10 protein-coding genes and 1 pseudogene are annotated in these 11,352 nt (G+C 31.4%); 7 read left to right on the top strand and 4 right to left on the bottom strand.

Annotated elements, in window-relative coordinates:
* A pseudogene (locus tag N2251_RS07650) lies at positions 1 to 145 on the top strand (IS5/IS1182 family transposase); the annotation flags it as partial.
* Between the two features lie 207 nt (positions 146 to 352).
* Here N2251_RS07650 and N2251_RS07645 read toward each other — a convergent pair.
* Entirely contained in the window at positions 353 to 3,082 is a 2,730-nt protein-coding gene (locus N2251_RS07645; RefSeq protein ID WP_260586159.1) for a TonB-dependent receptor, read from the bottom strand.
* 183 nt (positions 3,083 to 3,265) lie between these two features.
* On the opposite strand from N2251_RS07645, the gene ychF reads away from it, so the two are divergent.
* Both ychF and N2251_RS07635 read left to right on the top strand, forming a co-directional pair.
* Positions 3,266 to 4,357: a redox-regulated ATPase YchF gene (gene ychF / locus N2251_RS07640; protein ID WP_260586158.1), complete on the top strand. Its 1,092-nt coding sequence runs from the start codon at positions 3,266 to 3,268 to the stop codon at positions 4,355 to 4,357.
* Between the two features lie 208 nt (positions 4,358 to 4,565).
* On the top strand, positions 4,566 to 5,237 hold the full coding sequence (locus tag N2251_RS07635; RefSeq protein ID WP_260586157.1) for a DUF2461 domain-containing protein: 672 nt from the start codon (positions 4,566 to 4,568) through the stop codon (positions 5,235 to 5,237).
* On the opposite strand, the gene N2251_RS07630 is transcribed toward N2251_RS07635, so the two are convergent.
* Positions 5,229 to 6,566 (bottom strand): MATE family efflux transporter, encoded by a 1,338-nt coding sequence (locus N2251_RS07630; RefSeq protein ID WP_260586156.1) that lies wholly within the window; start codon positions 6,564 to 6,566, stop codon positions 5,229 to 5,231. The two genes, N2251_RS07635 and N2251_RS07630, sit on opposite strands and share 9 nt — an antisense overlap.
* A 101-nt stretch (positions 6,567 to 6,667) precedes the next feature.
* Between N2251_RS07630 and N2251_RS07625 the strand changes: the two genes are divergently transcribed.
* From N2251_RS07625 to N2251_RS07610, 4 genes are read left to right on the top strand one after another with little or no spacing between them, the layout of a single operon-like run.
* On the top strand, positions 6,668 to 7,060 hold the full coding sequence (locus tag N2251_RS07625; RefSeq protein WP_260586155.1) for an acyl-CoA thioesterase: 393 nt from the start codon (positions 6,668 to 6,670) through the stop codon (positions 7,058 to 7,060).
* Positions 7,061 to 7,091: 31 nt separating this feature from the next.
* Positions 7,092 to 8,210 carry a DEAD/DEAH box helicase gene (locus N2251_RS07620; protein ID WP_260586154.1) on the top strand — a complete coding sequence of 373 codons (1,119 nt, stop codon included), beginning with the start codon at positions 7,092 to 7,094 and terminating at the stop codon, positions 8,208 to 8,210.
* Positions 8,211 to 8,831, top strand: a complete 621-nt coding sequence (locus N2251_RS07615; RefSeq protein WP_260586153.1) for a trimeric intracellular cation channel family protein — start codon at positions 8,211 to 8,213, stop codon at positions 8,829 to 8,831. It abuts the gene before it with no gap.
* A gap of 13 nt (positions 8,832 to 8,844) precedes the next feature.
* Positions 8,845 to 9,306, top strand: coding sequence for a MaoC family dehydratase (locus N2251_RS07610; RefSeq protein WP_260586152.1), 462 nt, complete (start codon positions 8,845 to 8,847; stop codon positions 9,304 to 9,306).
* Between the two features lie 39 nt (positions 9,307 to 9,345).
* Here the strand turns inward: N2251_RS07610 and N2251_RS07605 are convergent, their stop codons facing one another.
* Together N2251_RS07605 and N2251_RS07600 are read right to left on the bottom strand one after the other, a co-directional pair.
* Positions 9,346 to 9,780, bottom strand: coding sequence for a hypothetical protein (locus N2251_RS07605; RefSeq protein WP_260586151.1), 435 nt, complete (start codon positions 9,778 to 9,780; stop codon positions 9,346 to 9,348).
* 304 nt (positions 9,781 to 10,084) lie between these two features.
* Complete coding sequence (locus tag N2251_RS07600; protein ID WP_260586150.1) at positions 10,085 to 11,296, bottom strand: RsmB/NOP family class I SAM-dependent RNA methyltransferase; 1,212 nt, start codon at positions 11,294 to 11,296, stop codon at positions 10,085 to 10,087.
* Between the last annotated feature and the right edge of the window lie 56 nt (positions 11,297 to 11,352).

Raw genomic sequence — 11,352 nt, 5'->3', positions numbered from 1 at the left:
CTTAGCCATTAGAAAAGCACAACAAGGGAAAAAAGATGTTGGGAAAAACCAAGTAAACACCTATTATTTCGATGTAGAAAAATGTAAAAGATGTCCTTTAAAGAAAGGTTGTTATAAAGATGGTGCTAAATCAAAAACTTATTCGGTNCCTAAAATAGCAGTTAAAAAACGGTTTGTTTTACCCAATTTTTATATAACATAAGACTTTATCAAAAAAAGTACAGCAAACAAAAAGCGATTAAGAGAAATGTAACATTTCTTAATCGCTTTTAAAGTTAAATTTCAAAAAGAGTTGCTTTTTCAGTGCCCTCGATATTTCTCGGGGTTTTTTATTGCTTAATTTATTAATTATTTATAATTGAAAACCTAATCGAGTAAAGAAATATGCTCCATCAGAACCCATTTGTACAGAATCGGCTAATCCACCTTGATCTGTCCATCCATCAAATTGTGAAGTAGGGTAGGTGTTAAAAATATTATTTCCTCCAATAGTAAGTGTAAGTTTCTTTGTAAAAGCATAACTTAAACTTAAATCGGCAGTAATTTTACTTTTATAAGTATCTACTGAGCCTAAAGCAGGATCTAACAAGGCATCAACAGCAGCTTGTGATTTTGGAGGCGAATCTACCCATTGAAAATCATAAATTTGTACTTCACTAAATTTAGTAAATGATAAATTTGCGTTAAACTTTTTATAACCATAACCTAAATTTAATCCAAATTTATGATCTGGTGCAGCTGCTTTTAAATAAGCTTCTGAAAATGGACTGAAAAAAGTTAGTTCAGCTTCTTCTGCGCTTAAACCTAGTTTAGTTTGTAAGGTAGATGGCGTGTTAATATTTTCTATTTCAGTGCTATTAAAGTTTCCTACTAGCCCTATATTTATTTTATGATTATTAAAACTTTTTTTGTAATTTAAAACTATATCAACACCTTGAGTTTTAGTATCTACTCCATTTGCAAAAAACTGAGCTGCATCTACACCTAAATTTAAGGTAGAAGCATCAAAATTATCTGTTAAAATAACTCTATCATCTACAGAAATAGAATAAGCATCAACAGTTGCAGTAAATCCGCCAGCTTTGTATGTAAAACCGATACTTGTATTAAAAGCAGTTTCTTCTTTTAATTGATCAATACCAAAAGCTCTAGTTACCGTACTATTATTTGCAGATAATAACGATGGTAATGACACTCCGTTTACAATGTTAGTAAACTTTAAGTTGTAATATAATTGCGCTAAAGAAGGTGCTCTAAATCCTGAAGAAATAGATCCTCTAAAACTTAAGTTATCATTTGCTTTAAATCTTGAAGCTAATTTGAAGTTAAATGTACTACCAAAATCACTGTAGTCTTCAAATCTAAGTGCTGCACCTACTAAAAATTTATCAGTAAAATTAAACTCAGAATCAAGGTATACACCAACATTACTTCTTGATTTGTCTACTTCATTATCTGGGCTGTAACCAGGGAATCCTTGCGCGCCTCCAGGTAAATCATCACCATTAGAATCCATGGCAATAACTTGTGTTCCAGGGTTGGTTATTAAAAGTCCATCTTCATCATACAATCCATAAGAAGATTCTTCACCGGCAAAAATAATAAAGTTCTCTGTTCGGTATTCTAACCCAAAAGCGATATTTATTCCGCTCATTGAATCTTCAAAATATTTAGAAAAATCAACACCGGTAGTATTTTGAGATAAGCTATGCCCACCTGCATCAAACTCTGTAGGAGAAGCAGCTTTTAAAGACGCATTATTAGTGTCTTTTATTAAATAATGGAATTTGTTTTCACCGTAAGTATTGTTAAAATCAAGTTCCCAACCATTTTCTAATTTATGTTTTACACCTGTTGAAACAGAAATATCTGCAATATTAGAAGTTATTCTTGGTGTAAATCCGTTAGGATATAAACTAGGCACACTTCTGTTGTCACCATCATCAAAACTATCTCTAGAAAAAGCGTAAGCATCGGTGTCTCTATAATTTCTTCCGCCAAAAGCATATACTTCGGTGTTATCGTTAATTGGTAAACTAGCATTTACCATAAAGTTAAAGCCATCAACACCAGCACTACCATATCCTTTACGCCAAGAAAAACCAGGACGTAATGTTTTTTCTTTTGATAATAATTCTGTTGTGAAATTAATAAATCCGCCTTTATCGTTTAATTTGGCTCCATAATTTAAATCTAATTTAAAGGTACCACCATCAAAACTTTTGTCTTCTCCATCTAGTCTGTTTTTTCCATTAACATTATATAATGTTTCTCCAGTTTTTTCAGCCCAGCCACTCCCTACAGAAGTACTGTAAGCACCGTAACCTATACTACCAGAAACACCATCGGTAGCATCTTTTAAAACAATATTAATAACTCCTGCAATTGCATCAGAACCATATTGAGCAGAAGCACCATCACGTAAAACTTCTATTCTTTTTATTGCAGCAGAAGGTATTGCATTTAAGTCTGTACCAGAATTACCGCGACCACGTGTACCAAAAATATTTACTAATGATGATTGATGACGTCTTTTACCATTGATTAAAACCAATGTTTGATCAGGTCCTAAACCTCTTAAAGAAGCAGGTACTACATGGTCTGCTCCGTCAGAACCAGATTGTTTGGTTGCATTGAAAGAAGGAGCAGCGTATTGTAAAATGTCATTTATTTCAACTTTACCATTTTTAGCAGCTAAATCACCAACGTCAATAACATCAACAGGTACAGGTGTATCCACAGCTGTTCTTCTTGCGTTTCTAGACCCCACAATAACAACTTCATCTAATTGTAAGCCTTCGTTTAAAGTAATGTTAAAAGTAGTTTGTCCGTTCACAGGAATTTCTTGAGTTTCAAAGCCTGAAAAACTAATGACTAAAGTGCTATTAGGATTTACAGTTAAAGAAAAAGTTCCATCGAATTCTGTTGATGCTCCATTATTTGTTCCTTTTTCAAGGATATTAGCACCAGGTAAAGGTTCATTATTACTATCTTTTATGGTTCCTTTAATTTGTACTTGGGCACTGATTAGTTGTATTCCTAAGAATAAAAAACAAATTAAAAAAAAATGCTGTTTTTTCATGTGTAAAAGTATTTTGATTAATATTCTTTAAAAATAGTAAAAAGAAATACAAAGTGTTTTAAAAATGTTAAAAAAGTAAATATTGTGTTGTTATTTGGTTTAATTACTGATAAAAGTGTAAAATGTTTTTTTGAAACCAAAAATAGTATATTTGCAAACGAAAATTTTCAATAAAAGAACAGAATGAAAGCCGGAATTGTAGGATTACCAAACGTAGGAAAATCAACTTTATTTAACTGTTTATCTAATGCAAAAGCGCAAAGTGCCAACTTTCCTTTTTGTACTATCGAGCCTAATGTAGGTGTTGTAAATGTACCAGATCCTAGAATTCAGGTTTTAGAAGGTATGGTAAACCCAGAAAGAGTAATGCCTGCAACTGTAGAGATTGTAGATATTGCTGGTTTGGTAAAAGGAGCAAGTAAAGGAGAAGGATTAGGAAACCAATTCTTAGCAAATATTCGTGAAACAGATGCAATTATTCATGTTTTACGTTGTTTCGATAACGAAAATATTATTCATGTTGACGCTTCTGTAGATCCTATTAGAGATAAAGAAACGATTGACATTGAATTGCAATTAAAAGATTTAGAAACTGTTCAAAAACGTTTAGAGCGTGTAAAAAGAACCGCTAAAACTGGTAATAAAGAAGCTCAAATAGAATTAGAAATTCTATTAAAAGTTGAAGAAACTTTATTAAAAGGAGTTTCAGTAAGAGCCATTGAGTTTTCAGAAAAAGACCAAGAAATTGTTCAGTCACTACAATTTATTACAGCAAAGCCAGTATTATATGTATGTAATGTTGATGAAGGAGCTGCTGTAAATGGTAACGATTATGTAACTAAAGTAAGAGAAGCTGTAAAAGATGAAAATGCTGAAGTAATTGTTTTAGCAGTTGGTACAGAAGCAGATATTACTGAGTTAGACGATTACGAAGAGCGCGAAATGTTTTTAGCAGATATGGGCTTAAAAGAAGCAGGAGCTTCTGTTTTAATTAGAGCAGCTTACAAGTTGTTAAATTTACAAACTTATTTTACCGTTGGTGTAAAAGAAGTAAGAGCTTGGACCATTAATATTGGTGATACAGCACCACAAGCGGCTGGAGTTATCCATACCGATTTCGAAAAAGGATTTATCCGTGCCGAAGTAACAAAATATGATGATTATACTACTTTAGGTGGTGAGCAAAAAGTTAAAGAAGCAGGTAAGTTAGGTATTGAAGGAAAAGAATACATTGTACAAGACGGTGATATTATGAATTTCAGATTCAACGTTTAAAATAATTATTAGGGCGTTCGAGCGGGCTTTCACTACTCGCTTTTTTTATTGTATTTTCGATAATAATTTGCGAAAAAGCAAATTCACTCGAATTAACAATAAAAAAGAGCTCAAACAAACCGTTCAATCCCTAACGCAAAATACTTAAACGCTGTCGATTTTTTCTACAGCGTTTTTTTGTACCTTTCAAATAACAAAAACAATCGTAATGCAATTAGAAAAATCAACACTTCAATTTTTAAAAGAATTAAAAGAAAACAATAATCGCGATTGGTTTACTGAGCAAAAAGATGCTTTTAAAGAAGTTCAAAATCATGCAAAAGACTTTTATTCTGAAATAAGAACAAATTTAGAGGCACACGACGAAATAGACAAGTTTAAACTATTCAGAATTTACCGTGATGTTCGTTTTTCGAAAGATAAAACACCATATCAACCACATTTTGCAGGTTCTTTTTCTAGAGCAGGAAAACATTTAAGAGGCGGATATTATTTACGTATTCGTCCGGGAGAAAGTTTTTTAGCTGGCGGATTTTGGGAGCCAAATAAAGAAGATTTATTACGTATTCGAAAGGAAATAGAAATGGATGCTGCTGATTTTAGAGATATTTTAAAAGATCCTGAATTTGTAAAGCTTTTTGGAAATAAATTTGAAGGAGAAGAATTAAAATCAGCACCAAGAGGTTTTGATAAAAACCATCCAGATATCGATTTATTGCGAAAAAAAGGATTTATTGCGGTTCGTAATTTTACCGACCAAGAAGTGCTATCTAAAGATTTTTTATCCGAAGTAAATACATCCTTTAAAGCTTTACGCCCGTTTTTTAACTTAATGAGCGATGTGTTAACTACAAATTTAAATGGAGAAAGTTTAATTTAAACTGCGTTTAATTTCTCTGTTTAAATATAAGTAAGTAACCAATGTAGCTAATACATCAGCAATTGGAAAAGACATCCACACACCATTTATACCAAAAAATTTAGGTAGAATATATACTAACGGAATTAAGAAAAAACCTTGTTTTAATAATGTTAGCAATAAAGCAGGTAAAGCTTTTCCTGCTGCTTGAAAATAAGCCGAACCTATGAGTTGAATTGTAATTACAGGGGTAGCTAAAAATGTTATAATTAAAGCGCTAGAAGTAAGGTTAATTAAATTATTATTATCAGTAAAAAGGCTTACGAGTTCAGTAGGAAAAATCATTATTACTATGAAAATAAGTGTTGCTATTGCCGAACCAAAAGTTATCGCAATTTTTATAGACTCTTTAACTCTTTCGGTATTGTTTGCACCATAATTAAAACCAGCAATAGGTAAAAAACCTTGTGTTACTCCTAATACAGGAAAGAGAGAAAATAGCATTACTCGGTTGATAATTCCATATACTGCAATTGATATTTCTCCACCATATTTAAATAAGGTATAGTTTAAAATAATAATTAAAAGACTAATTGTTCCTTGTCTAATAATGGTAATTCCACCTAGAGCAATAATTTCTTTTAAAATTGAAAAATCAATACTAAAATACTTCGGAATAATTTTTAACTCCGTATTTTTAGATAAGAAGAACCATAATATAAATAAACCACTAACGGCGTATGAAATAGAAGTTGCTAATCCAGCACCATACATTCCCATATCCATAAATTTTATGAAAATAACGTCTAAAATAATATTAGCAAACGCAGGAACTATTAGCGTAAACATTGCATAATTAGGTTTTCCAACAGCTCTTGCTACCGGATTTCCCATCATTGCAAAAGCTAAAAAAGGTACTCCCCAAAGAATTACATGAAAGTAGTCGGTAGCAGGAGTTAAAATAGCACCTTTAGCTCCAAATAATTGTAAAATAGGAAAACAAAAAAAAGTTCCTACAGCAACAAATAATACAGATAAGAAAACGGTTAAACTAATTTGATTTCCGAATACTTTAAAAGCTTTATTGGTATTACCTTTCCCTAAAGCTCTTGAAATAATAGAACTACCACCAATACCAATACCCATTCCTATAGATGAAATTAAAAATGCAATTGGTAAAACAACCGTAATGGCAGCAATTGCCATAACACTAATCCAACGACCAACGAAAATAGTGTCGACAATCATGTTTAACGACATTACTAAAATTCCTATAGAAGCAGGTATTGCTTGCTTTAAAAGAAGTTTACTAACCTTCTCGGTACCAAAATTACTTGTTGTTTTATTCATGTTTAATTTTCAATCTTCGAAGATCAACAATAAAATGGTACAGAAACAAAATGGAGGATATATTTAAGTAATAATTAACATCATTGGTGTAGTTTTGTAGAATGAATTTTCACGAAAAAAAATACATTGCTACTGCAAATGAAATAGATGAGTATAACCATGTTAATAATGTGGTGTATGTAAAGTGGATGCAAGAAGTATCTGCAGACCATTGGTCGTTGTTAATAAAAGATGTACCAAAACCAGATTATGTTTGGTTTGTAATTCGCCATGAAATAGATTACAAACAACAAGGTATTTTAGGCGATGAAATTATTGTTAAAACATGGGTGGGTGAAACAGCAGGAATAAAATCTGTTCGTCATTTCGAAATACGTAGAGGAGCAACTCTTTTAGTGAAATCGCAAACCACATTTTGCCTGTTAGACGCAAAAACACAAAAGCCAAAAAGAGTCACTAAAGAAATAACAAACTTACTTTTAGGAAAAAAATAAAGCAATATCTTTGCATTTATAAATAAAGAGAATGACAACATTTACAGCATTAGGAATACGAAAAGAATATGTTCAGGGATTAAAGGAGTTAGGAATAACAACGCCTACTGAAGTACAAGAACAAGCAATACCTTATTTATTACAAAATAATGCTGATTTTATTGGGTTGGCACAAACAGGTACGGGTAAAACTGCTGCGTATGGTTTGCCTGCTTTACATAAGATAGATACATCAAAAGACACAATTCAGGCGTTAATATTATCGCCTACAAGAGAGTTGGTGCAACAAATAAAAAAACAATTATTTAAGTTTACAAAATATGTAGATGGTAAGATTTTTATAGAAGCTGTTTATGGTGGAGAAAAAATTGACCGTCAGATTAATAATCTAAAAAGAACTACACATGTAGTAGTAGCAACTCCAGGTCGTTTGATTGATTTGATAGAAAGAGGTGAAGTTGATTTAAAAGATATTAACACCTTAGTGCTAGATGAAGCTGATGAAATGTTGAGTATGGGGTTTAAATTAGATATCAACCGTATTTTAAAATATACTTCAGGTACAAGAAAAACATGGTTGTTCTCGGCAACAATGCCAGATGAAATAAGAAATATTATTAAAAAATATATGGATGCTTCAGCAAAACAGGTTGAAGTGAATAAAAATTCATTGGTAAACGCAAACATAACGCATCAGTTTGTACAAACTACAATTCCAGAAAAAGTAGATGTAATTGTTAAGTTTTTAGAAAAAAGAAATGCTGAAAGAGGAATTATTTTTGCTAGAACAAAAGCAGGAGCTCAAAAATTAACGAAAGAGTTAAAAGAAGAAGGTTTTTCTGTAGAGGCATTAGAGGGAGATATGCAACAAAGAGATCGTGAAAAAGTAATGCGTGCTTTTAAAAATGAGAATCTTCAAATTTTAGTGTCAACAGATGTTGCTGCAAGAGGAATTGATGTACATAATTTAGGATTTGTTGTACACCATCAATTACCAGAACAAATTGAATATTACACACACAGAAGTGGTAGAACTGCAAGAGCAGGTAAAAAAGGAGTTTCTTTAGTGTTGATTCTTAACAATGAAAGAAATAATATAAAAGAAGTAGAAAGAACTTTACAAATACGAATTTCTGAAATAAACATATAAGTGGACATTATTTACGCTCTTGACATTGTAGGTACATTTGCTTTTGCAATTAGTGGTGCATTGGTTGCAATGAAAAAAAACTTTGATCTATTTGGAGTTATCATTATTGCTTTTGTAACAGCAGTAGGTGGTGGTATGATGCGAGATGTTTTAATTAATGCACACCCAATAAATTGGATTAACGATATTAATTATATCTGGATAATTTTAATAGCAGTTGGAATAACTTTTTTATTTAGAAGCAAAATTGCTCCACTACGAAAAACCATGTTTTTATTTGATACCATTGGTATAAGCGTATTTACCTTATTAGGCTTGCAAAAAGGTTTGGCGTACGATTTACACCCATTTATAGCATTGGTAATGGGAATGGTTTCAGCTGTTTTTGGAGGTGTAATTAGAGATGTGCTTACCAGAAAAGTACCCTTAATTTTTAAAAAAGAAGTATATGCTTCTGCTTGTTTAGCAGGTGGAGTGGTATATCTTATTTTAGCAAAATTTACTATAAATGAAGATTTACATTTTGTAATAGCCGCAACGGTTATTTTTATAATAAGAACAATTGCTGTAAAATATAAATTAGAGTTGCCGAAGGTAAAAGATGATTTATATGGTAAATAATTAATACCTAAAAATGAATAAAGTAATTTTTGAAAACTTAGCAGCGTTACATGTTTTAGAGGGTAAAGCTTTGCCAAAAGGAAAATGGTTTACGGTAACACAACAAATGATTAATGATTTTGCTAATGCCACTTTAGATAAACAATGGATTCATGTTGATGAAGAAAAAGCGGCTAAATACTCACCGACCAAAACTACAATGGCTCACGGATTTATGTCTGTTGCCATGTTGTCTGAGTTAATATCAGATTTAATAGTAATTAAAAGTGTTAAAATGGGCTTGAATTACGGATTAAATAAAGTCCGTTTTCCGAATTCAGTCCCAGTAAATAGTCAATTACGATTGATAAGTTCTTTAAAACAAATTGAAGATTTTCCTAACGGGAAAAAATTAACGTTCAATTGCTTGATAGAAATAAAAGGGCAAGAAAAACCAGCTTGTGTTGCCGAGTTTATTTTTGTCTTAATAGAATAAAAAAGCTGTTTAAAAAGACAGCTTTAATTTTTTTCAATATTAAGAAAGCCAACCTTTGGTTTCACATTTTTTAGTATGCCATAGTATAAAAAAGGCAAATCCGATAACCATAAAAGGCATTATTAAAACTCCAGCACCATATACTTCTAAAGCGCCACTCATAAATACGTTGTATGTCATTTGTATAACAATAGCTATTAGAGAAATTAAGAATACCGGTTTTGCAATTTTTTTACGTAGTAATAAAAATACACTTCCAAGAAAACCTCCAAAAACAGCAACAGCAAAAGCAGCCATAACCCAAGACGGAGTGTTTTGTGCCATTTCTAATACTTTTTCATCAGGATACATTGCTTTAAAAGTAGCGGTATTGTAAGCTTGTTGTAGGTATTGATTAACTCCCATTGCATTCCATAACAATGAAATAACACCAATAACCCAAAATAAGGTCTTCGGTTTGTTTGAATTTGTCATAAGTTTAAAATTTTAGTTAGTTGCCTCTAAAATAAGTATAAACGATTGTATATAAAAATTTATAAAAGTAGTGAGTGTTGTTTTTAGTAAAAAAAAGTAATCTTAAAAAAGTGTTAAAGTAAAGTTTCTGTGTAACGATGTAAGAACTGTACCGTCATATAAGTGTAATTACTTAACAAGTTTGTTTTAGTAATTAATTAGTTTTTAATAGTTGATTGAAAAAGGCTCGTGATTTTAAATCACGAGCCTTTTGAATTTTATAAAAATCATTATTTTAAAATAAAATAGAAATGATCTTGAAATGTTATTTTCTAACTAATTGCGCCATGTAAAATCCGTCAAAACCAAATTTATGAGCCAATACTTTATTGTCTTTTACAAGGGTAAAATCTTTACCATCTTCAGAAGCTAAAAATATTTTTACTTGATCTTGGTTTTCAGATGGTAATACAGAACAAGTGGCATATACTAATTTACCGCCAGGTTTTACCATTCTAGAATATCGTTGCAAAACATCTTGCTGAATTTCTTTGATATTATCTATAAATTCAGGTTGTAGTTTCCACTTACTATCAGGATTTCTACGTAATACACCTAAACCAGAACAAGGAGCATCAATTAAAACTCTATCAGCTTTACCATATAGTTTTTTAATGACTTTGGTAGAATCGATTACTTTTAAATCGATATTACTAATACCATTTCTACGGGCTCTAACTTTTAATTTTTTCAATTTACTTTCGTAAATATCCATGGCAACAATTTGCCCTTTATTTTTCATTAAAGCAGCTAAATGTAAAGTTTTACCACCAGCACCAGCACAAGTATCAATTACTTTCATACCTGGTTCAACATCTAAATAAGCAGCTACTAATTGAGATGAAGCATCTTGTACTTCAAAGAAACCTTTATGAAAAGCTTCTGTTTTAAAAACATTGGCACGTTCTACTAAACGCAAAGCATCATCACAGCCATTAATAAATTCGGTTTCAATACCCTCTTGTTTTAAATCCTTTTGTAAGTGCTCTTTTGTAACATTTAAAGTATTTGTACGTAAAATAACATCTGCTCGTTTATTTAAAGCAGCCATTTCTTTTGTCCAAATATCTTCACCTAATTCTTTAACACCTAATTCGTCTATCCAATCAGGAATAGATTCTCTGTATTTTCTAGTTTGTGAAAGCTCATCAAAACGACCTTTAATTCTTCTGGTTGGTGTTTCTTCAATCTGATTCCAATCTGGTAATTTAATACCTCTTAACACACACCAAACCACTAGTAAACGCCATAAATCGGGTCTAGAATATGGAGTTTTTACATCGGCAATTTCACCGTATAAACGTTTCCAACGTACGATATCATAAATAGTTTCAGCAACAAATTTTCTATCTCGTGCGCCCCATCTTTTATCTCTTTTTAATGCCTTTTCAACAGCTTTGTCAGCATATACGTCGTCGTTAAAAACGTCACGTAAACTATCTATTACTGCGTAAACTAAATTTCTATGTAATCTCATTTGGTGAATTTAAGAGTGCAAAGATAGTTGATTTTAATGTCTTTTTGTATTTTCGT

This window comes from Tenacibaculum haliotis (genome assembly GCF_025215075.1).
Taxonomy (GTDB): domain Bacteria; phylum Bacteroidota; class Bacteroidia; order Flavobacteriales; family Flavobacteriaceae; genus Polaribacter; species Polaribacter haliotis_B.
The sequence above is the reverse complement of the archived record's forward strand: the minus strand, read 5'-3'. Positions and strand labels throughout refer to the sequence as shown.

Excerpts from the sequence above, each read along its gene's own strand:
- N2251_RS07645 (WP_260586159.1), bottom strand. The coding sequence starts at position 3,082 with ATGAAAAAACAGCATTTTTTTTTAATTTGTTTTTTATTCTTAGGAATA.
- ychF (WP_260586158.1), top strand. The coding sequence starts at position 3,266 with ATGAAAGCCGGAATTGTAGGATTACCAAACGTAGGAAAATCAACTTTA.
- N2251_RS07635 (WP_260586157.1), top strand. The coding sequence starts at position 4,566 with ATGCAATTAGAAAAATCAACACTTCAATTTTTAAAAGAATTAAAAGAA.
- N2251_RS07630 (WP_260586156.1), bottom strand. The coding sequence starts at position 6,566 with ATGAATAAAACAACAAGTAATTTTGGTACCGAGAAGGTTAGTAAACTT.
- N2251_RS07625 (WP_260586155.1), top strand. The coding sequence starts at position 6,668 with ATGAATTTTCACGAAAAAAAATACATTGCTACTGCAAATGAAATAGAT.
- N2251_RS07620 (WP_260586154.1), top strand. The coding sequence starts at position 7,092 with ATGACAACATTTACAGCATTAGGAATACGAAAAGAATATGTTCAGGGA.
- N2251_RS07610 (WP_260586152.1), top strand. The coding sequence starts at position 8,845 with ATGAATAAAGTAATTTTTGAAAACTTAGCAGCGTTACATGTTTTAGAG.
- N2251_RS07605 (WP_260586151.1), bottom strand. The coding sequence starts at position 9,780 with ATGACAAATTCAAACAAACCGAAGACCTTATTTTGGGTTATTGGTGTT.
- N2251_RS07600 (WP_260586150.1), bottom strand. The coding sequence starts at position 11,296 with ATGAGATTACATAGAAATTTAGTTTACGCAGTAATAGATAGTTTACGT.